General features: G+C 71.3%; 23 protein-coding genes. 12 read left to right on the top strand and 11 right to left on the bottom strand.

From position 1 onward, the window contains the following. Positions 1 to 699, bottom strand: a 699-nt coding sequence (locus tag HII36_RS22775) for a hypothetical protein (RefSeq protein ID WP_173525258.1), incomplete at its 3' end; no start/stop codon positions are given. 16 nt (positions 700 to 715) lie between these two features. Further along, entirely contained in the window at positions 716 to 1,015 is a 300-nt protein-coding gene (locus HII36_RS22770) for a hypothetical protein (protein ID WP_173525257.1), read from the bottom strand. 114 nt (positions 1,016 to 1,129) lie between these two features. Here HII36_RS22770 and HII36_RS22765 point away from each other — a divergent pair, with 114 nt between their 5' ends. Then, entirely contained in the window at positions 1,130 to 1,534 is a 405-nt protein-coding gene (locus HII36_RS22765; protein ID WP_217369830.1) for a YbaB/EbfC family nucleoid-associated protein, read from the top strand. Between the two features lie 42 nt (positions 1,535 to 1,576). On the opposite strand, the gene HII36_RS22760 is transcribed toward HII36_RS22765, so the two are convergent. Both HII36_RS22760 and HII36_RS22755 read right to left on the bottom strand, forming a co-directional pair. Further along, the gene (locus HII36_RS22760) at positions 1,577 to 2,011 is read right to left on the bottom strand and encodes a hypothetical protein (RefSeq protein ID WP_173525255.1); all 435 of its coding nucleotides are present in this window, start codon (positions 2,009 to 2,011) and stop codon (positions 1,577 to 1,579) included. A 10-nt stretch (positions 2,012 to 2,021) separates the two neighbouring features. After that, on the bottom strand, positions 2,022 to 2,303 hold the full coding sequence (locus HII36_RS22755) for a hypothetical protein (RefSeq protein ID WP_173525254.1): 282 nt from the start codon (positions 2,301 to 2,303) through the stop codon (positions 2,022 to 2,024). 53 nt (positions 2,304 to 2,356) lie between these two features. Between HII36_RS22755 and HII36_RS22750 the strand changes: the two genes are divergently transcribed. Next, positions 2,357 to 2,602: a hypothetical protein gene (locus tag HII36_RS22750; protein ID WP_173525253.1), complete on the top strand. Its 246-nt coding sequence runs from the start codon at positions 2,357 to 2,359 to the stop codon at positions 2,600 to 2,602. 119 nt (positions 2,603 to 2,721) lie between these two features. Then, complete coding sequence (locus HII36_RS22745) at positions 2,722 to 2,979, top strand: hypothetical protein (protein WP_173525252.1); 258 nt, start codon at positions 2,722 to 2,724, stop codon at positions 2,977 to 2,979. Here the strand turns inward: HII36_RS22745 and HII36_RS22740 are convergent. Together HII36_RS22740 and HII36_RS22735 are read right to left on the bottom strand one after the other, a co-directional pair. Next, positions 2,954 to 4,222, bottom strand: a complete 1,269-nt coding sequence (locus HII36_RS22740; protein WP_173525251.1) for a M29 family metallopeptidase — start codon at positions 4,220 to 4,222, stop codon at positions 2,954 to 2,956. The genes HII36_RS22745 and HII36_RS22740 overlap by 26 nt on opposite strands. After that, entirely contained in the window at positions 4,219 to 5,460 is a 1,242-nt protein-coding gene (locus tag HII36_RS22735; protein WP_328807826.1) for a cytochrome P450 family protein, read from the bottom strand. The genes HII36_RS22740 and HII36_RS22735 overlap by 4 nt, the downstream gene beginning before the upstream one ends. 140 nt (positions 5,461 to 5,600) lie before the next feature. Between HII36_RS22735 and HII36_RS22730 the strand changes: the two genes are divergently transcribed. Next, entirely contained in the window at positions 5,601 to 6,071 is a 471-nt protein-coding gene (locus tag HII36_RS22730) for a luciferase domain-containing protein (protein ID WP_173525249.1), read from the top strand. 46 nt (positions 6,072 to 6,117) lie between these two features. On the opposite strand, the gene HII36_RS22725 is transcribed toward HII36_RS22730, so the two are convergent. Next, on the bottom strand, positions 6,118 to 6,438 hold the full coding sequence (locus HII36_RS22725; protein WP_173525248.1) for a hypothetical protein: 321 nt from the start codon (positions 6,436 to 6,438) through the stop codon (positions 6,118 to 6,120). A 251-nt stretch (positions 6,439 to 6,689) separates the two neighbouring features. Between HII36_RS22725 and HII36_RS22720 the strand changes: the two genes are divergently transcribed. Together HII36_RS22720 and HII36_RS22715 are read left to right on the top strand one after the other, a co-directional pair. Beyond that, complete coding sequence (locus HII36_RS22720) at positions 6,690 to 7,097, top strand: DUF7144 family membrane protein (RefSeq protein ID WP_173525247.1); 408 nt, start codon at positions 6,690 to 6,692, stop codon at positions 7,095 to 7,097. A gap of 24 nt (positions 7,098 to 7,121) precedes the next feature. Then, complete coding sequence (locus HII36_RS22715; protein WP_173525246.1) at positions 7,122 to 8,753, top strand: SulP family inorganic anion transporter; 1,632 nt, start codon at positions 7,122 to 7,124, stop codon at positions 8,751 to 8,753. Between the two features lie 5 nt (positions 8,754 to 8,758). Here the strand turns inward: HII36_RS22715 and HII36_RS22710 are convergent, their stop codons facing one another. Further along, on the bottom strand, positions 8,759 to 10,561 hold the full coding sequence (locus tag HII36_RS22710; protein ID WP_173525245.1) for an alkyl/aryl-sulfatase: 1,803 nt from the start codon (positions 10,559 to 10,561) through the stop codon (positions 8,759 to 8,761). A gap of 251 nt (positions 10,562 to 10,812) precedes the next feature. Here HII36_RS22710 and helR point away from each other — a divergent pair, with 251 nt between their 5' ends. The 3 genes from helR to HII36_RS22695 all read left to right on the top strand — a co-directional run bounded on the left by helR (position 10,813) and on the right by HII36_RS22695 (position 15,384). Beyond that, positions 10,813 to 12,960 carry an RNA polymerase recycling motor ATPase HelR gene (helR, locus tag HII36_RS22705; protein ID WP_173525244.1) on the top strand — a complete coding sequence of 716 codons (2,148 nt, stop codon included), beginning with the start codon at positions 10,813 to 10,815 and terminating at the stop codon, positions 12,958 to 12,960. Between the two features lie 97 nt (positions 12,961 to 13,057). After that, on the top strand, positions 13,058 to 13,246 hold the full coding sequence (locus HII36_RS22700) for a hypothetical protein (RefSeq protein WP_173525243.1): 189 nt from the start codon (positions 13,058 to 13,060) through the stop codon (positions 13,244 to 13,246). Then, on the top strand, positions 13,243 to 15,384 hold the full coding sequence (locus HII36_RS22695) for a peptidase domain-containing ABC transporter (RefSeq protein ID WP_173525242.1): 2,142 nt from the start codon (positions 13,243 to 13,245) through the stop codon (positions 15,382 to 15,384). Before HII36_RS22700 ends, HII36_RS22695 begins: the two co-directional genes overlap by 4 nt. Here the strand turns inward: HII36_RS22695 and HII36_RS22690 are convergent. Continuing rightward, positions 15,381 to 16,247 carry an MBL fold metallo-hydrolase gene (locus HII36_RS22690; RefSeq protein WP_173525241.1) on the bottom strand — a complete coding sequence of 289 codons (867 nt, stop codon included), beginning with the start codon at positions 16,245 to 16,247 and terminating at the stop codon, positions 15,381 to 15,383. The two genes, HII36_RS22695 and HII36_RS22690, sit on opposite strands and share 4 nt — an antisense overlap. Before the next feature lie 91 nt (positions 16,248 to 16,338). On the opposite strand from HII36_RS22690, the gene HII36_RS22685 reads away from it, so the two are divergent. Next, positions 16,339 to 17,013 carry a flavin reductase family protein gene (locus HII36_RS22685; RefSeq protein ID WP_173525240.1) on the top strand — a complete coding sequence of 225 codons (675 nt, stop codon included), beginning with the start codon at positions 16,339 to 16,341 and terminating at the stop codon, positions 17,011 to 17,013. A gap of 104 nt (positions 17,014 to 17,117) precedes the next feature. Further along, the gene (locus tag HII36_RS22680; RefSeq protein WP_173525239.1) at positions 17,118 to 18,209 is read left to right on the top strand and encodes a calcium:proton antiporter; all 1,092 of its coding nucleotides are present in this window, start codon (positions 17,118 to 17,120) and stop codon (positions 18,207 to 18,209) included. Here the strand turns inward: HII36_RS22680 and HII36_RS22675 are convergent. Both HII36_RS22675 and HII36_RS22670 read right to left on the bottom strand, forming a co-directional pair. Then, positions 18,199 to 18,948, bottom strand: a complete 750-nt coding sequence (locus HII36_RS22675; protein WP_173525238.1) for an ABC transporter permease — start codon at positions 18,946 to 18,948, stop codon at positions 18,199 to 18,201. The two genes, HII36_RS22680 and HII36_RS22675, sit on opposite strands and share 11 nt — an antisense overlap. Further along, positions 18,929 to 19,870 carry an ATP-binding cassette domain-containing protein gene (locus HII36_RS22670; protein WP_173525237.1) on the bottom strand — a complete coding sequence of 314 codons (942 nt, stop codon included), beginning with the start codon at positions 19,868 to 19,870 and terminating at the stop codon, positions 18,929 to 18,931. The genes HII36_RS22675 and HII36_RS22670 overlap by 20 nt, the downstream gene beginning before the upstream one ends. Before the next feature lie 276 nt (positions 19,871 to 20,146). Here HII36_RS22670 and HII36_RS57990 point away from each other — a divergent pair, with 276 nt between their 5' ends. Continuing rightward, entirely contained in the window at positions 20,147 to 20,905 is a 759-nt protein-coding gene (locus HII36_RS57990; protein ID WP_173525236.1) for a hypothetical protein, read from the top strand. Positions 20,906 to 20,932 lie beyond the last annotated feature (27 nt).

Raw genomic sequence — 20,932 nt, 5'->3', positions numbered from 1 at the left:
GGTCTGGGCCGGGGCGGGAAGTTCGCGCTTGGGCGCGATCCAGCGGGACGGCGGGTCGGTGCTGATCACGGCCCGCTGGAAGTCGATCTTGGCGGCGCCCGTCGGCTGGACGCTGAAGAGCTGCCCCATCGACTGTGAGCTCTTGGCCATGGTGGCGCCGGCCAGGCCGAGGAAGCTGATCAGGATCTTGTTCTTCTGCGCGATGATGAAGTTGGTCAGCGTGACCAGGCGTTCGAGCATCAGCTCGCCCCCGGCCCGCAGGTGCGGGGTCAGCAGCATCGCCCTGGCGGCCACGACGTAGCCCAGCACGGTGGCCGCCAGCGCGGCGATCTCCGTCCAGTAGAGGGCGTAGGCGTCGCGCATCTCGTCGACCTGGCCCTCCATCGTGTAGCACAGGCCGCTGAGCTTCTGCAGGTCGCCGCCGAACATGGCGGCGGCCTCGGCGAAGGCCAGCCGGTCGTCGGCGATCCAGCCGCCGGCCCTGGTCAGGTAGACGGTGTTGCCCACCAGGGTCGGGTATTCCACTTCCAGGGCCTTGGCCAGCGCGTTCCAGTTCGACTTGGCCTCGCCCATGCCCTGCAGGTTCGCCACGGCGGTGGCGGCGATGGCCGCACCCACCAGGAACCTGGGCTTCGACTTCGCGGCCGCCTTCAGCGCGTCCAGGGCCGCCTTGTGCTGGAGAGCCGGGTAGTACGCCATGGTCAACCCCTTCCGGTCACTGGTAGACCACGGTGCTCTTGGACTCGGCCTCTCGCCAGTTGGCCTTGATCGTGTCCAGCGCGACGATCCACTTGCGGACGGTCTCGATGGCGTCGTCGACGTAGTCCTTGGTGTCGTCGCGGACGCTGTCGTACTTGCCCATCAGCAGCAGGCCCAGGATCCCGAAGCCGGGGAGGGCCACGTGGGTGCTGTTCACGGAGTCCTTGAGCCGCACGAGCCCGGGCAGGACGCGTTCGCGCAGCTCGGTCTGGATGTCGGCGATCGTCTTCGATGTGACGTGAATGTCCTGCGACAAGGTCTTTCCCCCGACATCTTGGCGAATCAGCGCCGAACATCGCCTTAACAGGGAGAGAGCGTATCTTGTAATTTGTCTCGCGTCAGGAGTGATCTTCGTTACAAAAGGGGCCAGATGGACTTGGGTGGTATCGGTCCGGAGGAGTTGGAGCGTTACACGCGCGCGGCGGAGGAGAGCCTGCGGCGGATGGCCGAACTGCAGGAACGTCTCGACGCGGTTCGCGGGACGGGCACCGCGGCCGGCGGGCAGATCACCGTGGGCGCGGACAACGCCGGGCGGATCGTCTCGATCGACCTCAACCCCAGGATCATGCGCATGGCCAGCGAGGACCTGGCCGACGAACTGTTGCGCGCGGTCAACGCGGCCCAGGACGACTGCGCCAGGCAGGCCCGCGACCTGCTCGCCGAGATCGGCGCCGATCCTTCCGGGCAGCAGCTCACGTTCGAGGCGATGGAGCAGGAGCTGCTCAAGTCGCACGCCTCGTTCCTGAAGGAGATGGAGGGCCTGGGCGGCATGTGACCGGCTGAGCGCGCGCCGGGCCGGCCGAAGGAGAAGGGGCCGTCAGTCGAACCAGACGACCAGCCGGACGCCGTCGGGCCCGAACCGGCCGGCCAGCGCGCGCATCACCGCGAAGACGTGCTCCCAGCCGGTGCCCGGGCCCAGCGACTGGTACTCGGGCCTGCCCAGGTCCAGGTCGCGGAGTTCCGTCCAGGAGATCCAGGTGCAGCCGTGGACGGCCGGGTCGAGGCGCGCGGTGCTCTCGTAGTCGGCGCGGACGGGCTGCGACGCGTCGGCGGGAAGCCCGCGGCCGGCCGCGACCGATGGCCGGCCGAGCCGGTCGCGCACTCCGAAGAGGCAGGTGAACGCGTCGTAGTCGCGGCCGTCGTAGAGCGGGTAGAGCGGGATGCACGCCCCGGACCAGGCGTCCCACTCGAACCAGTCCTCGTCGGCGGACGGGTGCCTGGCCTCGAGGTAGCCGTAGATGTCGGTGCCCATGCCGCGGGGGTCAGCCCCGGCGACGCCGGCGCACCAGCACGATCGCCGTGACCTCGACGGCGAGCAGCACCAGCGCGATCGCCCACGCCAGGGCGTTGGTCCGCTCCTCGGAGAGCCCGCCGACGCATTCGGTGAGGTTGCCGCCCGCGTAAGGGGACGAGCAGCTGCCGGCCAGGACCAGCACGGCGCCGAACCAGTTGACGATCAGCAGGCCGGCCGCGCCCATGACCCACAGCACTAGGGAGACGAGCACGGCGTCGAAGGTCGGCTTGCCACTCGATTCACCGCTCATTCCGGACACGAAAGCACAGCGGGACGATCACCACAACCGGCTATCCTGAGGCCGTGGACGCAGCCGAGGCCGGCGGGCACGCGTGGCGCGCGAGCAGGTCGCGGGGCGACTCGATCGAGCTCGACCGGCAAGCCCTGGCCCGCCTGATCGAGTACGACGCCGACCCCTTCGAGGTCGAGCTGTACGAATGGTCGTCCGACCCGCTGCAGCGTCTCCTCGACCGGGCCCGGCGGTCCTACGCCGGCCAGTACCGGCGGCACCTGCGCCGGCGGCGGGACAGGGACCGGGACCGAGCCTGAGCGCAAGGTGTCCGTGCAGGTCAGCGGCCTTCGGCGCGCCTCACCCGGCTGTCACCGGCGGCCCGTGCATGATCGTATCTGCACCTCGCGGGGGCGGGGTGGGGAGGAGTTGAATGATCATGCGCATCGCACTGGCCGCCGCAACGGCGATCACCTTCGGCGCCCTGGGCGGAGTCCTGCTGTCCGGCCCGGTGCACGCCGTCGCGGCGCTCCCGTCCGTCGAGTGCCACGACGCGGTGAAGGTCGTCGACATGGGCCAGCACCAGGACACCTCGGTGCACTGCCTGGACGGCCAGACCGACGCGGAGGTGGCGCAGGAGCTGCTGAACGAGGTCCGGCCCGAGTCCCGCTTCAGCGTGCGGAGCTCGGTGTACTGACGGCTTCGGCCACCGGATCAGAAGGCTGCCCCGCCGGCGCCGGAGGACGTTCGCCGGCGGGCTCAAGCCCGTCGGCGGCCCCGTGCCCGTCGCCGGTCTCGTCCCGGTCGGCGGGCTCGCGGCCGCCGGTGTAGCGGGGCGGCAGGATCATCACCGGGTTGTCGTCGAGTATCACCTCCGGCGGCCCGAACCGCGCCGCCACCTCGCGGATCTCCGGCGCGTCGAGCAGCAGCAGGCGGCCGTCGGAGACGAACGGCTCGCCGTCCACCGTGACGGTGGGCCGGTCGATCTGGCAGTCGCAGTGCGCGAAGCCGGGCCCGGAGGTGACGGGCGCGCCGTCGGTGAGGCCGTCGAGGCCGCAGTAGAAGGCGCCCGCGTGCTTCTCCCGCTCGAACTGGGTGCCGCCGGCGACGCGCACCTTCGGGTTGAGCCCCATCAGCGCGTGACGCATGTAGTACCCGCCGGGCGCGTAGCGGCGCAGGTGTTCCGCGGCCGCGCCACCCTCGATCCCGCGTACCAGGTTGCCCTCCAGCGTGATGCGCACCGGCTCCTCCGGGACGCCGGTGACCGTGCAGTCCTCGACGACGAGCACGCCCTCGGTGTTCTTGGGCCAGAAGTTGACGCCGCCGTAGGGGAAGGGCCGCCACTCGCCGGGCCGCGGCGGACCCTGGTCGGGGTCGAAGACCATCCCGGAGAAGGTCAGGTCGGTGCCCCCGGCGGAGGTCACCCGGATCGTCTCGGCGGTCGACATGCGCTGCAGCGTCCGGCGCAGCAGTTCGTAGAAGACGTCGTTCGGGAAGCGGGCGCCGGTGATCAGCGCGCCGCCCGTGGCCGTCATGTGCAGCGAGACGAAACGCACGCCCTGCGCCCTGATCTGGCTGAAGAACAGCGGCGCCGTGTGCACCTCCCCCCACCAGGTGCTGCTGATCACGACGTCGGCCTCGCGGAAGGCGGCCGTCGCGATCCGGTGGCAGGCGTCGCGGTCCCAGCCGCCCGGGCTGAACGGCGACACCGACAGCAGGTGCACGTCGGCGTCGCGATAGGCCGCCGCCGCGGCGATGGCCTGCACGACGACCGGGTCGACGGTGTGCTCGACCAGCAGCAGCAGGCGTTCGCCCGGCGCCACCCCGGCGTAGCGGATCAGGTTGCGGGCGCCCGGCATCAGCTCCACGATCGAGTACGGCGCCGCGGACGGGGCCGAGACGTAGCTGAACGGCGACGAGGCGTACGGATTGAAGGTCATCGGCCGGTGCCCTCCGCGGGTGGGGTCATCGTGACGGGCAGGGACCTGATGCTGTTGGACAGCACGGTGGCCAGCGGCCGCAGCCGGTCCACCGGCTCGGCCGGCGTCAGGCCGGGATACCGCTCGAACAGCGCCTCCAGCGCCACCTCGGCCTCCAGCCTGGCCAGCGACGCGCCGAGGCAGAAGTGCGTGCCGTGGCCGAAGGACAGGTGGGTGGCGGGCGGCTCGGACGGCTCGAAACGCGCCGCCCGGTCGCCGTACCGGTCCGGGTCGCGTCCCACCGCCGCGTAGCAGGCCAGCACGGCCTCGCCCTGCCGCACCAGGACGCCGTCGATGTCGACGTCCTCGACCGCGTATCGCATCGGGAAGTAGGCGACGGGCGAGTCCCAGCGCAGGGTCTCCTCGACCACCGCGCTCCACGGCACCTCGCCGGAGCGGGCGCGGTCGAGCTGGCCCGGATGGGTGAGCAGGGCCCGGATCGCGTTGGTGATGAGGTTGATCGTGGTCTCGTGCCCGGCGACGAACAGCGTCATGACCATGCCGTGCAGCTCGGCCTCGGACAGGCGGTCGCCGTCCTCGTCGCTCACCGCGATGAGCGCGCTGGTCAGGTCGTCGCCGGGTTCGCGCCGCCGCAGCGCGATCACCTCGCCGAACAGCTCGTGCAGGTCGTGCATCCTGGCGTCGGCGTAGCTCTGGTCGTCGGTGATGCGGACCAGCGACTCGGCGAGCTTGCCGAGTTCCGCGCGCCAGGCCCGCGGCATGCCGACGAGCTCGCAGACCACGTTCCTCGGCAGCGGGTAGGCGTACTGCCTGCGCAGGTCGACCGGCCCGGGGGCGTGGTCGGCGAGCTGATCGAGCAGTTCGTGGGCCAGCCGGTGGACGCGCGGCCGCAGGTCCGCGATGTGGCGCGGGGTGAAGGCCCGGCTCACCAGGCCGCGCAGCCGCTGGTGGTCGGGGCCTTCGGCGGTGACCATGGAGCGCGCGGTGACGATGTTGTTGAGCGGCCAGTCCGCGGGCACGTCGCCGCGCGCCCAGGCCGACCAGTGGCGCAGCTCCTTGGACAGCGCCGGGTGGCCGAGCACGGTCTGCAGGGTCTCGTAGCGGGTCACCGCCCACGCCCGTACCGGCCCCGGCAGCTCGACCGGCGTCAGCGCGCCGGTCTCGCGCAGGCGGCGGCACTGGCCGTGCACGTCGCGCATCTGGTCGTCGATGACGACGGGATCGTGCGTTGATGTCACTGGTGACGAGCCGTCCATCAGGAACGTGCCCTCCTCCCCGGGAGCCGGTGGTGGCGCTCGACTCCCGGTCGCGCCCTTCGGTTACGATACGTATCGATACATTACTTTGAGTAATTATCCGAATCGAAAAGGAGGGCGGCGTGTCTGCTCTGAGCCTGCCCGTCCGCGCCGGTGACCGGCCGCGCACGCAACTGACCATGCCGCACGTCCAGCTCAGCCAGAACAGCACGGACGTGCTGCGCGAACGACTGACGAGCTGGATGAGCGACGAACTGCCGGTCACCGAGCGCGGGCCGAGCGAGATCTCGGTGCCGAGCTCGATCGCGTTCTTCCTGGCGCCGCACATCCGGCCGCCCGAGGGCGCGCTGCTCCTGCCGCCCCGCCGCACCGCCGAGTTCGCCCACATCCACGCGGACGGCAGCCTCCACCTCTGCCTGTCCCTGGAGGACCAGCAGGAACTCCTCGACAAGGGCTGGGGCGAGCGGCATCCCAAGTACTCGCCGGAGAACAACGTCCTGATGCTCTACGGGCCGCGTACCGACGAGGAGTTCGACGTCGTCAAGAGCGTCATCGCGGCCTGCTACCGGTACGCCACCGGCCGTACCCTGTGAGCCGATTCCACGACCTCGACGGCGCCCAGGGCGCGCACGGGCTGGCCTACGTCCCCGTGAATCGCCGTTGCCACCAGGCCCAGGTGGACTCGGGTGACCAGGGGCCGCAGGGCACGGTCCGCAGCAGGTAGGACCGGTCGACGGGGAGGACCAGGCCGTACAGGTGCGGCCTGGCCCACGGGGGTAACCAGGTGGGCGCCTGCTGCAGCCGCCACCGCGGCGCGTGGCCGGTGCATTCGTCGCACATGCACAGATGGCGGGCCCGGTCGGCGGTGCCGGTGAGCGCCGCGTTCTGCCAGGCGATCAGGGCCGAGGACACCGCGCCCGGCCGCATCCGGGTGTGCTCGAGCGCGATCACCGCGGCCATCGGGCGACGGCCGAGCCCGGGAACGTGATGGACCGAACCTCGGTGGGCCGCGCACGCCGGCTCGCGGGTGCGGACCTCGGAAGGGCGCCTACGCGGCATGGCCCTTTCTGATCAGCGTCATGCCCGTGATGATCGCACGGAAAGGCGGGCGTGGGCGACGTCGTCCCCGGATCGGGGTGAATTGGGCAATTGTCGGGGAATCTCCAGGTAAGAGCTGCTGTGTGGATGCGGCTCGGACTTCGGGGGGAGTCATGACATATCAGAGCAGGCCCGTGACGGGCTGGGTGGGCTGGGTGTGGTTCGCCGGCATGTTGATGATCATGGCCGGCGTCTTCAACCTCATCACCGGCCTGTACGCGGTCATCAACGACGACGTCTACGTGCGCATGCCGACGCGGCTGCTGTTCTTCGACATCTCCACCTGGGGCTGGCTGCACATGCTCTTCGGCGTGCTGCTCCTGGTGGCCGGGTTCGCGGTGAGCGTCGGGAAGATGTGGGCGCGGGTGGTCGCCGTGGTGCTCGTCATGCTGAACGCCATGACCCAGCTCACCTGGATCGCGGTGAATCCGTGGTGGTCGATGGCGGTCATCGCGGTGGACGTCCTGGTCCTGTACGCGCTGATCGTGCACGGCCGCGAGGCCGCCGACCTGGGCGCCTGAGCCCCGCGGGGGCGGGCTGTCGCCGTGACGGGGTTCGCCGCGGGCCTGCGCGGCCCGCTCAAGTGGCCCAGGGAGATCACGGCCGGGGTGACGCTGGCGGCCCTGGCCATTCCGCTCAACATCGGCTACGCGCAGATCGCCGGCCTGCCGCCGGTCGTCGGGCTGTACTCGGCGATCGTGCCGATGCTGGTGTTCGCGCTGTTCTGCTCGTCGCGCCAGCTCGTGGCCAGCCCGGACGCGCCCATCGCCGCGCTCATCGCCTCACTGCTGACCGCGATCGCGGCCAAGCCGGGCAGCCCGCAGTACGCCGAGCTGGCCTATGCCCAGGCGCTCGTCTGCGCGGTGGTGTTCCTGCTGTTCTTCGCCTTCAAGCTGGGTTTCCTGGCCGATTTCCTGTCGGAGCCCGTCCTGGTCGGCTTCATCGCGGGCCTGGCCGTGGAGATCCTCACCAGCCAGGTGAAGAAGATCCTCGGCATCCACACCACCGCCGAGCGGTTCTTCCCCGAGCTGTGGGAGATCATCACCAAGATCCCGCAGGCGCATCCGTGGAGCGTGGTCGTCGGGGTGGCCACCATGCTGGTGATCGTCGTGCTGCGCAGGCTGGCGCCCGCGCTGCCCGGGCCGCTGGTCGCGCTGGTGGCCGCCACCGTGGCGGTGGCCTGGGCCGGGCTCGACCGGCACGGCGTGTCGGTGCTCGGCCACGTGCCGTCGGGGCTGCCGGTGCCGCACTGGCCGTCGATCACGCTCGGCCAGTGGGCGGCGCTCGTCCCCGGCGCCATCGCCATCTGCGCCGTCACCCTGGCCGACGGGCTGCTCGTCGCCCGCCGTTACGCCGAGCAGCGCGGCTACCGGCTCGACGCGGACACCGAACTGCGCGCCTTCGGCCTGGCCAACCTCGCCGCCGGGTTCACGCAGTCGATGACCGTCGGCTCCAGCGCCTCGCGCACCGCCGCCATGGACGCCACCGGCTCACGCTCGCAGGTGCCCAGCGCGGTCTGCGCGCTGGTGGTGGCCGTCCTGGTCGCCTTCTTCTCCGGCGTGCTGGCCTACCTGCCCAACGCGGCGCTGGCCGGCATCGTCGCGGTGGCCGTCGTGCGGCTCATCGACGCGCGCAAGCTGGGCGAGCTGTGGCGGCTGCGCCGCTCGGAGTTCTGGATCGCGGTGGTGTGCCTGCTCGGCGTGCCCGTGCTGGGCTCGCTCACCGCGGTCGTCATCGCGTTCCTGCTGTCGGCCGTGGACGTCGTACGCCGGGCCGCCCGTCCCAGCACCGCCGTACTGCGCCCTGGCGAGCACGGCCGGTACGTGCGCGGCGACACCGCCGGCCCGCTGACCGTCTACCGGTTCGAGAGCCAGCTCTTCTTCGCCAACGCGGGCACGTTCAAGACCGAGCTGGCCCGGCTGGCCGACCAGGGCGCGCGATGGATCGTCCTGGACGCCGGGGCCATCAGCGACGTCGACACCACCGGAGCGGAGGCGCTCCGCGAGAGCGCCGACAAGCTGCGCGAACGCGGCGTCACCTTCGCCGTGTCGCGCGCGACGGGCGGCCTGCGCCGGCTGCTCGCGCACTACGGGCTGACCGACCTGACCCACTACGACTCCAACGAGGCCGCGGCCGCCGCCTACCGGGCGAGCCGGACGGCGGCGGACGACGGCTGAGCCCGCTACGGCGTCACGATCGGGAACGCGGGCTCCGGGCTGTCCAGCACGGCGGTCAGCCGGCCCAGGACGTTCATGTCGCCCTGGTGCTGGATGCCGTCGGCCGGCTCGCCGGTGAGCAGCCCGATGAGCTGCCGCTTGGTGAGCGTCAGCGTCAGGTCCGCCCCGTCCTGCCCGCGCGGATCGGCCTGCTGGACGAACACCCCGTTGGACAGCGCGGTGCGATGACGCTGGTCCAGGTCGGTCAGGTGCCAGTCGATGGCGAAGTTCTCGTTCCACGCCTTGGGCCCGTCCACGCGGATGGCGATGGAGTCGAAGAGCTGGTCCACGGTCAGCGCCTCGATCATCTCCGGCGAGGTGGTGTCGAGGTCGGCCGGGACGGTGTCGCCCATCAGCTCCCTGGCCCCGACCAGGTAGAAGTTGCGCCAGGTGCCGTTCTCCGAGCCGTGGCCGAGCCGGGTGTAGACGTCGGCCAGCATCGTGCGGGCCTCGCGGTCGTTCTCGTCGGCGAAGACGGCGTGGTTGAGCAGCGAGGCGGCGAAACGCAGGTCGCCCTCGTCGATGTAGCGGCGGGCGTAGGCCAGGACGCCTTCCCTGCCGCCCATGCACTCGACGTAGCGGCGGGCCTGCTCGACCGGCGGGTGCTCCCACAGGTGGGCCGGGTTGCCGTCGAACCAGCCCAGGTAGCGCTGGTAGATGGCCTTCACGTTGTGGTTGACCGAGCCGTAGTAGCCGTGGGTGTGCCAGGCCTGCTCCAGCGCGGGCGGCATCCTGATGGCCTCGGCGATCTCGATGCCCGTCATGCCCTTGTTCATCATCCGCAGCGTCTGGTCGTGCAGGTAGGCGTACAGGTCGCGCTGCTGCGACAGGAACGTGACGATCTTCTCCGCGCCCCAGGTGGGCCAGTGGTGCGAGGCGAAGGCCACCTCGCTCTCGTGCCCGAACAGGGCGATGGCCTCGGTGATGTACCGCGACCAGGTCCTGGCGTCGCGGACCAGCGCGCCGCGCAGCGTGAGCAGGTTGTGCAGGTTGTGGGTGGCGTTCTCGGCCATGCACAGGGCCCGGCGGCCGGGGACGAGGAAGTTCATCTCGGCGGGCGCCTCGGTGCCGGGGGTGAGCTGGAAGACGATGCGCACCCCGTCGATCGTCTCCTCCTGCCCGGTGTGAGTGACGTCGAGGGTGGGCGGGATGAGGGAGATCGTCCCGACGGACGTGGTCATGCCCAGTCCGGTGCCGATCTGGCCTTCGGGGGAGCGGGGCAGGCCCGGGCCGTACATGTAGGTGGAACGCCTGGTCATCGCGGTGCCCGCGTAGACGTTCTCCGACACCGCGTGTTTCATGAACCCGGCCGGGGCCAGGATCGGCACGTCCCCGTCGGTGACGCCGCGCACGCCGCCGAAGTGGTCGGCGTGCGAGTGGGTGTAGATCACGCCGGTGACCGGACGTTCCCCGCGCTGCTCGCGGTAGAGCGTCAGCCCGGCGGCCGCGCATTCCGTGGACAGCAGCGGGTCGACCACGATGACGCCGCGCTCGCCCTCGATCAGCGTCATGTTCGACAGGTCCAGGCCGCGTATCTGGTAGATGCCGTCCGTGACCTCGTACAGTCCCTGTTTGGCGCAGAGCTGTCCCTGCCGCCACAGGCTGGGATGGGCGGTGTCGGGGCACTGCTGTTCCAGGAAGGCGTAGGAGTCGTTGTCCCAGACGACCCGGCCGTCGTCGGCTCTGATCACGGCGGGGCTGAGCGCGGCGATGAAGCCGCGGTCCGCGGCGTCGAAGTCCGCCTTGTCATGAAAGGGAAGGTCAGCCATGAAAGCGGCATTCCCGTGCCTGGCCGGGACCCGCCGCGCCTGCCGGTACCTTCACCGGCGCGTGACCATCTCTTGAGTAAGGGGCGGAAAGGGGAGTATTCACTCCTTTCCACTCTCAACGTATAGCGCACCGGGGGGCTTGCGGCAAGGCCCCCGTCATGCCGCACAATCGTCGGCCGGAGCCATTACCTGCGCGAACGCGGGAACGTGGACGTCTGGCGCCTTGGCCACCCCAGATCGGAGCCGACCCTGTGAACCCCTTGACCACCAGCGTGTTCGACCTTCCCGGCAACCTCGCCGCCAAGGCGGACCCCACCCTGATCGCCGCCGACGAGCGGCACTTCGCGGCCATCGCCGAAAGTCTTGAGCAGTCGATCGCCGAGTTGTCCGCCCGGCTCGACTCCGTGCGCAAGGCGCCGGGCGGCGTGGGCCGGCAGGTGCTCGACCGGGACCTGGAGATCCACCGGCTGACCTCCCGCCTGCGCACCCTGCGGCGGTTCGGCCTGGACCTGTGCCTGGGCCACATGGTCGGCGTGGACGACCCCGAGCCCGTCTACATCGGACGGCTCGGCCTGACCGACAAGGAGGGCCGCCGGCTGCTGCTCGACTGGCGTTCGCCCGCCGCGGAACCGTTCTTCGGCGCGACCCACGCCAACCCGATGGGCCTGGCCAGCCGCCGCAGGTACCGCTGGACCCGCGGCCACGTCAGCGACTACTGGGACGAGGTGTTCAGCCAGGACGCCCTCGTCGGCCGCGCCGCGCTCGACGACCAGTCCGCCTTCATCGCCAGCCTGGGCGCCAACCGGTCGCCGCGCATGCGTGACGTGCTCGGCACCATCCAGGCCGACCAGGACGCCATCATCCGCGCCGGATCACGCGGGGCGCTCGTCGTCGACGGCGGCCCCGGCACCGGCAAGACGGTCGTCGCCCTGCACCGCTCGGCCTACCTGCTCTACTCCGACCCGCGACTCGGTCACCGCCAGGGCGGCGTGCTGTTCGTCGGGCCGCACCAGCCGTACCTCGCCTACGTCGCCGACGTCCTGCCCAGCCTCGGCGAGGAGGGCGTGCAGACCTGCACGCTGCGCGATCTCGTGGCGGAAGGCGCGACGGCGGCGGACGAGAGCGACCCCGAGGTGGCCAGGCTGAAGGCGTCCGCCGGCCTGGTCAAGGCGATCGAGCCGGCCGTCAGGTTCTACGAGAACCCGCCGGCCAAGGGCATGACGATCACCACCCCCTGGTCCGACGTCCGGCTGAGCGCCGAGGACTGGGCCGAGGCGTTCGAGGCGCCGGAGCCCGGCACGCCGCACAACGACGCCCGCGACCAGATCTGGGAGGAACTGATCACGATCCTGATCGACAAGCACGACGACGAGGACGTCTCGCCCGACCTGCTGCGCAAGTCGCTGCTGCGCAACAGGGAGCTGCTGACGGTCTTCAACCGCGCCTGGCCGCTGATCGACGCCGCCGACCTGGTCGGCGACCTCTGGACGGTGCCCGCCTACCTGCGGATGTGCGCGCCCTGGCTCAGCCAGGACGAAGTGCGGCTGCTGCGGCGCGACGACCCCCAGGCCTGGACGGTGTCCGACCTGCCGCTGCTGGACGCGGCCAGGCAGCGGCTCGGCGACCCGGAGGCGTCACGGCGCAAGCGCAGGCAGGCGGCCGCCGTCGCCGCCGAGCGCGAACGCATGTCGCGGGTCGTGGACGACATCCTGGCCGCAGACGACGACGGAGAAGGCGCGGTGACGATGCTGCGCGGCCAGGACCTCAGGGACGCCCTGGTCGACGAGTCCGTGTTGCCCGGCGCCGAACCCGACCTGCTCGCCGGCCCGTTCGCGCACGTCGTCGTGGACGAGGCCCAGGAGCTCACCGACGCCGAGTGGCAGATGCTGCTGCTGCGCTGCCCGTCCAGGAGCTTCACGATCGTCGGCGACCGGGCGCAGGCCAGGCACGGGTTCACCGAGTCGTGGCGGGAACGGCTGGAACGGGTCGGGCTCGACCGGATCACCCTGGCCGCGCTCAGCGTCAACTACCGGACCCCCGAGGAGATCATGACCGAGGCCGAGCCGGTCATCCGGGCCGCGCTCCCGGACGCGAACGTGCCGACCTCCATCCGCCGCAGCGGCGTCCCCGTCGAACACGGCCCGGTCTCCGACCTGGACTCGATCATCGACACCTGGCTGGCCGAGCACGCCGAGGGCATCGCCTGCGTCATCGGCGATCCCACGTTCCAGGAGCGGCCCCGCGTCAGGTCGCTGACCCCGGAGCTGTCGAAGGGACTCGAGTTCGACCTGGTCGTCCTGATCGACCCGGACGAGTTCGGCGCCGGCATCGAGGGCGCGGTCGACAGGTACGTCGCGATGACCCGCGCCACGCAGCGGCTCGTCATCCTCACCACCTGAGCCGACTCCTAGTGGGTTGCAAGTCCTGATCTCTACGCTCCTGGCCGAACTGATCATCCGATCGGCGTCCCGGCAGGGGTGCGAGAGAGAAGACGAGATGGACGAGCGACCCCCGGCCGGGCGGATCTTCCGCGCGGAAGCCCTGCGCCGCCGCGCCGCCCAGCCCGAGCCGCCGCGGTCGTCGGTGCCGGGTGCGCGCGGGTTCGCGATCCTGTGGGCGGTGGTCGCCGTCCTGGCGGCGGTGCTGGCCCTGCTCGCCTGGCCGCTGCTGGGCGGTGGGCGGTGAGACGGGTTCCCGTCGTCCTGCAGAACTCGGCGACCGAGTGCGGCGCCGCCTGCCTGGCCATGATCCTGTCCTTCCACGGCCGCAGGACCACCGTCCAGGAGGTCGCCGACCGGCTGCAGGTGGGCCGGGACGGGCTGAACGCGCTGGCGATCGTCCAGGCCGCCAGGGAGTACGGGCTGGAGGCGCGGGCGTTCTCGCTGGAGCCCGCCGACCTGGCCAGGGTGCCGATGCCGGCCGTGGTGCACTGGGAGTTCCAGCACTTCGTGGTGGTCGAGCGATGGACGCCCGGCCACGTGGACGTCGTCGACCCGGGCGGCGGCCGCAGGCGGCTGGGCATCGAGGAGTTCGACGCCGGGTTCACCGGGGTGCTGCTGGCGTTCGAGCCCGCGCCGGGCTTCCGCCGGGCCCGCTCCGGCGCGGCCCGTGCCTGGCGCCGCGAGTTCCTGCGCACGTTGCTGCTGCGGCGCAAGGGCCTGCTCGCCCAGGTGCTCGCGGCATCGCTGCTGCTGCAGGTGCTCGGGCTCGGGCTGGCCGCGGCGTTCCAGGTCGTGGTGGACCGGGTGCTGCCACGCGCGGACGAGCGGCTGCTCCTGCTGGCCGGGGCCGCCGTGCTGGCCGCCGCGGTGACGCAGTTCGCGGTGGCGTACCTGCGTTCGGTGCTGCTCGTCGCGCTGCGCGCCCGCACGGACGGCGAGGTGACCAGGAACCTGGTCTCCCACCTGGTGGCGCTGCCGTACCGGTATTTCGCCACGCGGGGCAAGGGAGACCTGCTGACCAGGTCGAACAGCGTCGCCGCGGTCCGCCAGACGCTGACCGGGCAGGTCCTGTCCACGTTGCTGGACGGGCCGCTCGCGCTGGTCTACCTCGTACTCGTCTTTCTCGGCGACCCGGTCATGGGCGGCTTCCTGGCGCTGCTCGCGGCGCTCCAGGCCGGGCTGCTGCTCGCCACCGCGGCACGGGTCGGCGACCACACGCGGCGCGAGCTGTCGGCCCTGTCCAGCTCGCAGAGCCGGCTGATGGAGGCGATCGGCGGCATCGAGACGCTCAAGGCGTCCGGCGCCGAGCCGCGCGCGATGCGGCGCTGGTCGGAGCAGTTCGCCGTCCAGCTGGAGGCCGACGTGCGCGGCGGGCTGGCCCGTGGGCTGGTCGACTCCGCGCTGGTCGCGATCCGCTACCTGGCGCCGCTCGGGCTGCTGTGGGTGGGCGCGTGGCGGGTGCTCGACGGGTCGCTGAGCCTGGGCACGCTGCTCGCGCTCAACTCCGTCGCGGCCGCCGCGCTCGCCCCGCTCGGCTCGCTGATGGCCGCGCTGCAGAACCTGCAGCAGGCGGGGGCGCACTTCGACCGGCTGTCGGACATCCTGGCCGCCGCGCCGGAGCCGTCGGACGGCATCGAGGTGCTGCGCATGCGCGGCGCGATCGAGCTGCGCCGGGTGAGCTTCCGGCACGACCCGCGCGGCCCGTGGGTGCTCCGTGACATCTCGCTCTCGGTCCGGCCGGGACAGAAGATCGCGCTGGTGGGCGCGTCGGGCTCGGGGAAGAGCACGCTGGCCAGGCTGCTGCTGGCGCTGCACCTGCCGACCGAGGGCGAGATCCGCTACGACGGCGTCCCCGCCGCCGAGCTCAACCCGCGCTCGCTGCGCCGCCAGTTCGGGGTGGTCACGCAGGAGCCGTCCCTGTTCACCGGGACGATCAGGGAGAACATCGCGCTCAATCACCCGGGGGCGTCGATGGAGCGCATCGCCGAGGCGGCCACGCGGGCCTGCCTGCACGAGGAGATCATGGCGATGCCGATGGGCTACGAGACGATCCTGGTCGAGGGCGGCGGGCTGTCCGGCGGCCAGCGCCAGCGGCTGGCCCTGGCCCGCGCGCTGCTGCCCCGCCCCAAGGTCCTTTTGCTGGACGAGGCCACCAGCCAGCTCGACGCCGCCACCGAGGCCGAGATCGAGGAGAACCTGTCGTGGCTGACGCAGACCCGCGTCGTCATCGCGCACCGGCTCAGCACGATCAGGGACGCCGACCTCATCCTGGTGCTGGACCGGGGCCGCGTGGTCGAAGGCGGCGGCCACGCGCAGCTCCTGGCCCACGGCGGCCGCTACGCCCGCCTGGTCGCGGCCCAGTTGGCCGGTGTGACCGACTAGAGCGGGCGCCAGGCGAACGCGTCGCCCCGCCTGCTGACCAGGCCCAGCCCGGGAAACGGCAGGTGGTAGGCGTGCACGGGCACGTTCTCCTCGGCCGCCCAGGCCAGCAGCCGGCGGCGGCCGGCCACCGACCGCCGCGCGTCGTGGTCCCAGGGCGTGCGCCAGTCGGGATGCGCGAGCTGGAGCGGGTCGTAGAAGGTGTCGCCGAGGCAGAGCAGGCGCTCGCCGCGCGAGCCGAGCAGGATCGCGGTGTGTCCCGGCGTGTGACCGGCGGCGTCCACCGTGCGGACGCCGGGCAGCAGCTCCACGTCGTACTCGACCGGGCGCAGCCGCTCGCCGAGCAACCCGATCGCGCGCCGGGCCGGTTCGCGTTGCTCGCGGGGCAGCCGGTCATCCCGGGACCAGAAGGCGATCTCGGCCGCGTGCGCGAACGCGCGGGCCTCGGGGAAGACCGGCTCGCCGGGCCAGATCGCGCCCCTGACGTGGTCCTCGTGCAGGTGCGTGAGCACCAGGGCGGCCGGTTCCCCGAGCCCGGACGCGGCCAGGCCGGCGCAGAACCCGCCGACGAGCGGGGTGATGTGCGGGCCGTAGCCGAGGAAACCCTTGCCGAGCCCGGTGTCGATCACCGCGAGCCCGTCGGGGGTGCGTACGCACAGGCAGTTGTAGCCGCAGGTGAGCGTGGTGCGGCCGGCCCGCTCGGCGGCGGCGCGCAGCTCCGGCGCGGGCACGCCGGTCTCGGGGGTGAAGAAGTCGCTCAGCGCGGGCGCCAGGGGCGGCTCGGGCTGGCCGTCGCTGATCACCGCGCACGACAGGTCGCCGACCGTGAACCGGTGGATCTTCGGCGGCCCGACGTCGCTGGTCACCGCACCAACCCTGCCTGATCTCGGTGGCGGCGGGCAAGGACGTCCGATTGCCGCCAGCGGCCTTACGGGTACAGCGGAGACAGTGGGACGCATGAGCACTGTTGTGGACAAGCACACGCGGATCGCGCCGAACATCCTCTACTTCGGCACCCCGGTGGTTCTGATCTCGTCGGCGAACGAGGACGGCACGGCGAACCTGGCGCCCATGTCCTCGGCGTTCTGGCTGGGCTGGCGGGCGATGCTGGGGCTGGGCGCCCGCTCCAAGACGGCGCAGAACCTGATCAGGACGCGCGAGTGCGTGCTGAACCTGCCCGACGACGGCCTGGCCGCCGCCGTGGACCGGCTGGCGCTGACCACCGGCTCCGACCCGGTGCCCGAGCGGAAGTGGGAGCGCGGCTACCGGCATGTGTCGGACAAGTTCGGCCGGGCCGGGCTGACCGCCGTGCCGTCGGAGACCGTGGCGCCGCCGCGCGTGGCCGAGTGCCCGGTCGGCATGGAGGCCGTGGTCGAGGCGGTGCACCCGATCGGCGAGGGAGGCGGCACGCTGGCGTTCGAGGTGCGGGTGCGGCGCGTCTGGGTGCACGAGTCGATCAGGATGGCGGGCACCGCCGACAGGATCGACCCGGACCTCTGGCGGCCGTTGATCATGTCGTTCCAGAAGTTGTACGGGCTCGGCGGCCAGGTGGTCCCGTCGACGCTGGCCACCATTCCCGAACGGGCCTACCGCGGCGCCGACCTGGAGAGATCGCTCGGCCCGCAGAGCTGAACCCGTGTGTCATGGGTCACTTTCCTTCCCAGCGGAAACGGATGACAAGGCATGATCGGGGGTGAACCCCTTCTATCCATCAACCGATTGGGAACACGCAGTATATGATCCGTAACGTAGCGAAGTGGTGGACTGTCGTCATCCCGTCACTGGCGCTGCTCGCGCTGGCGATCTCCTGGGGCCGGACCCTGCCCCCCGCACTGGTGGCCATCGTGGCCCTGCTCCTGGCCGGAGCGGTGCTCGCCGCCGTGCACCATGCCGAGGTGATCGCTCATCGCGTCGGAGAACCGTTCGGATCACTGCTGCTGGCCGTGGCGGTGACCGTGATCGAGGTGGCGCTGATCGTCAGCCTCATGGTCTCCGGCGGCGAGAAGACCGCCACGCTCGCCCGCGACACCGTCTTCGCGGCCGTGATGATCACCTGCAACGGGATCGTCGGACTGTCACTGCTCGCCGTGACACTGCGGCGGAGAATAGCCGCCTTCCACGCCGAAGGCAGCGGCGGCGCGCTGGCGACCGTGGCCACGCTCAGCACGCTGAGCCTGGTGCTGCCCACGTTCACCACGAGCGAGCCCGGGCCGGCCTTCTCGCCGGCCCAGCTCGCCTTCGCCGCCGTGGTGTCACTCGCCCTGTACGGCCTGTTCGTGCTGACCCAGACCGTACGGCACCGCGACTACTTCCTGCCGATCACCATCGAGGGCACCACGACCACGGCCGAGGAACACGCGCCGCGCCCGAGCGCCCGCACCGCCCTGATCAGCCTCGGGCTGCTGCTGGTCGCGCTGGTGGCGGTGGTCGGGCTGGCCAAGGTGGAGTCGCCGGTGATCGAGTCGGTGGTGTCGTCGGCCGGGCTGCCGCACGCCGTGGTCGGCGTGGTGATCGCGCTGCTCGTGCTGCTGCCCGAGACCATCGCCGCGCTCCGGGCGGCCCGCCGCAACCAGGTGCAGATCAGCCTGAACCTGGCGCTCGGCTCGGCGATGGCCAGCATCGGGCTGACCATCCCGTCCATCGCGGTGGCCTCGATCTGGCTGGACGGGCCGCTGCTGCTCGGTCTGGGCAGCACGCACCTGGTGCTGCTCGCGCTGACGTTCGTGGTGACGACGCTGACGGTCGTGCCGGGGCGGGCCACGCTGCTGCAGAGCGGCGTGCACCTGGTGCTGTTCGCGGCCTTCATCTTCCTCGCGGTCAGCCCGTGATGCCGCGCCGCATGACCCGGTTGCCCCAGGACAGGCCGATCGCCGCGACCAGGACGGCGGAGAGCGTGCCGTACAGGATGGAGGGGTCGGTGAGGTCGCCGGAGAACAGCGCGCGCTGAGCGTCGACGAGGTAGGAGACCGGGTTGGCGTAGCCGATCGCGCGCAGCCAGCCCGGCGCCGTCTCCATCGGCAGCAGGACGCCCGACAGCAGCAGCAACGGGAACAGGATCGACTGCGTGACGATGTAGAACAGCGTGCCGCCCGGGGCCGACTTGACCGCCAGCACGAACGAGAGCGCGCCCAGCCCCACGCCGAACACGACGAGCTGCGCCAGCCCGGCCAGCACCCCCGCCGGATACAGCTCGAAGCCCAGCGGCAACGCCAGCACGATGATCAGCACCGCCTGGACGAGCAGCACCACCATCTCCTTCAGCGACCGCCCCACCAGCAGCGCGGTGCGGTTCAGCGGCGTGACCATCAGCCGTTCCATCGAGCCGCCGATCAGCTCGACCAGCAGCGTGTAGCCCGCCGACATGGGCCCGGTCAGGCACATCATGACCAGGATGCCCGGCACGAACCACTGCCACGACGAGCCGACCGCGCCGCCCAGCAGCGCACCGAACAGGAACAGGAACAGCAGCGGCTGCCCCATCTCGAACAGCAGCCCGACGGGGTTGCGCAGCGCCGGGGCGAACTCCCTGGCCGCGACGGTACGGGTGTCACGCAGAAACGTCGTCATCGGTGATGCTTCTCCCGGTCAGGGTGAGGAATACGTCGTCGAGGGTCGGGCGGCCGGTCTGCGCCGTGGTGGCCTTGATCCCGGCGCCCTCCAGCGCGCGCAGGAACTCCGGCAGCGCGGCGGCCGCGTCGGGCACCCGCAGCCGGACGGTCGTGCCGTCGGCCTCGCCCTGGCCCATCGCCGCCGCGGCGCGGGCCTCCTGCTCGGTGCCGGTGGTGATCGTGATGTGGTCGCCGGCCAGGTCGCTCTTGAGCTGCGCCGGGGTGCCGTCGGCGATGATCCGGCCGTGGTCGATGACCACCACCCGTTCGGCCATGTTGTCGGCCTCCTCCAGGTAGTGGGTGGTGAGGAGCAGCGTGGTGCCGTACGTCTGCTTGAGCCGGAGTATGTGCGTCCAGATCTCCGCGCGGCTCTTGGGGTCGAGCCCGGTGGAGGGTTCGTCGAGGAAGAGCAGGTCGGGGCGGTGGATGAGGCCGAGCGCGATGTCCAGGCGGCGGCGCTGGCCGCCCGAGAGCGTGCCGGGGCCGCGTTTGGCCAGGTCGGTGAGGCCGAGCAGGTCGAGCAGTTCGTCGGTGCGCTTTCGGGCCTGCGCCGGGGTGAGCCCGTAGCAGCGGCCCTGGGTCACCAGCTCGTCGCGGACCTGGAAGTTCTCGCCCGCGCTGTTGCGCTGGCCGACGTACCCGATGCGGGCGCGCACGCCGGCCGGGTCGCGGGTGACGTCGTGGCCGGCCACGACCGCGGTGCCCGAGGTGGGCGGGAGCAGCGTGGTGAGCATGCGCAGGGTGGTCGACTTCCCCGCGCCGTTGGGGCCGAGGAAGGCGACGAGACTGCCTGCTTCGACGTCGAGGTCGATGCCGCGGACGGCTTCGACGGTGTCCTTCTTGACGTTGAACACTCGGGTGAGCGCCCGGGTGTGGATCACGGGTTCCTCCTTTTGGGCATGGCAAGGAAACCCCTGGTGGGGCGCGGTTTTGAGGATCGGATCCATCTTGGGCCGGGCGGAGCGGGCTTGGCAAACGCGAACATCACGTTCATGAACGGCTCTGACCTGCGAAAACACCGTTCCGCGCATGGTCTGCCAGGTGGCGGATTTCGGGCCGCTGACGTGCGGTTTCCCGGACGTGTAGGGAAATTTCTGCACACGATCTCGACAACCGCCCCGCACGGATCTGCACGCGGCTCTGGGAGCGTGTGCGGCATGATCCGATTCCTGGTGATCGCCGCCGCGCTGGCGCTGGTGACGGCGGGCTGCTCCGGCGCGCGGGAGAGGACGGCTCCCGAGGTCGCCGGATATGTCGGGACCTACCTGCGGGCACACCCGGACGTCAAGCGGGTGGCCAAGAACGACGGCCGGGTCGTCACGCTGATCACCAGAGGCCGGGACCATGACCTGTCCTCCGACACGCCGGCCGCGCGGCTCGTCCACGTGAACGGCGTCTCCTACCTGCGTATCGAGCCGGACGAGCGCTGGGACCAGGTCACCGACGAGCACGGGCCGTACAACGCGTTCGGCAAGGCCCTGGTGTGCGGCCTGGGCGAGTGCCTGGTGAACGCGCACCGCGTGCACGAGGCATTGGCCACCGGCGGGCGGGTGACCGGCCCGGTCTCCGAGGGCGGGCTCGACCGGTACAGCGTCGCCATCGACGTCCGGGCGGCCGTCGCGGCGCTGGATCTGGGCGCGTTCCTGGAGGTGTACGACCCGGTGCCGCCCCTGCAGGACATGCAGGACGAGTACGACCTGGTGCGGGCCGGCGACCGGGCCGCGGGGGAGCGGGTGCGGGCCGGATTGCTGGCCGAGTTCGGCCCCGCTGCCACCTATCACCTCTGGCTGGACGGCCGGGGACGTCCGGTGCGGGCGCGCCTGGAGTCCAGGACGCCGGTGGAGATCTCGTACTCGGACTGGGACGCCACGACGGTGACCGCGCCACCGGCCGAACAGGTACAGGTACTGAATTAACAGGAATATCGGATATTGCTGGACTTG

The organism is Nonomuraea antri (assembly GCF_013283785.1).
GTDB lineage: Bacteria > Actinomycetota > Actinomycetes > Streptosporangiales > Streptosporangiaceae > Nonomuraea > Nonomuraea antri.
The sequence above is the reverse complement of the archived record's forward strand: the minus strand, read 5'-3'. Positions and strand labels throughout refer to the sequence as shown.

Excerpts from the sequence above, each read along its gene's own strand:
- HII36_RS22740 (WP_173525251.1), bottom strand. The coding sequence starts at position 4,222 with ATGACCTTCAATCCGTACGCCTCGTCGCCGTTCAGCTACGTCTCGGCC.
- HII36_RS22685 (WP_173525240.1), top strand. The coding sequence starts at position 16,339 with ATGAGCACTGTTGTGGACAAGCACACGCGGATCGCGCCGAACATCCTC.
- HII36_RS22675 (WP_173525238.1), bottom strand. The coding sequence starts at position 18,948 with ATGACGACGTTTCTGCGTGACACCCGTACCGTCGCGGCCAGGGAGTTC.
- HII36_RS22725 (WP_173525248.1), bottom strand. The coding sequence starts at position 6,438 with ATGGCCGCGGTGATCGCGCTCGAGCACACCCGGATGCGGCCGGGCGCG.
- HII36_RS57990 (WP_173525236.1), top strand. The coding sequence starts at position 20,147 with ATGATCCGATTCCTGGTGATCGCCGCCGCGCTGGCGCTGGTGACGGCG.
- HII36_RS22700 (WP_173525243.1), top strand. The coding sequence starts at position 13,058 with ATGGACGAGCGACCCCCGGCCGGGCGGATCTTCCGCGCGGAAGCCCTG.
- HII36_RS22765 (WP_217369830.1), top strand. The coding sequence starts at position 1,130 with ATGGACTTGGGTGGTATCGGTCCGGAGGAGTTGGAGCGTTACACGCGC.
- HII36_RS22680 (WP_173525239.1), top strand. The coding sequence starts at position 17,118 with ATGATCCGTAACGTAGCGAAGTGGTGGACTGTCGTCATCCCGTCACTG.
- HII36_RS22720 (WP_173525247.1), top strand. The coding sequence starts at position 6,690 with ATGACATATCAGAGCAGGCCCGTGACGGGCTGGGTGGGCTGGGTGTGG.
- HII36_RS22745 (WP_173525252.1), top strand. The coding sequence starts at position 2,722 with ATGCGCATCGCACTGGCCGCCGCAACGGCGATCACCTTCGGCGCCCTG.
- HII36_RS22710 (WP_173525245.1), bottom strand. The coding sequence starts at position 10,561 with ATGGCTGACCTTCCCTTTCATGACAAGGCGGACTTCGACGCCGCGGAC.
- HII36_RS22760 (WP_173525255.1), bottom strand. The coding sequence starts at position 2,011 with ATGGGCACCGACATCTACGGCTACCTCGAGGCCAGGCACCCGTCCGCC.
- HII36_RS22755 (WP_173525254.1), bottom strand. The coding sequence starts at position 2,303 with ATGAGCGGTGAATCGAGTGGCAAGCCGACCTTCGACGCCGTGCTCGTC.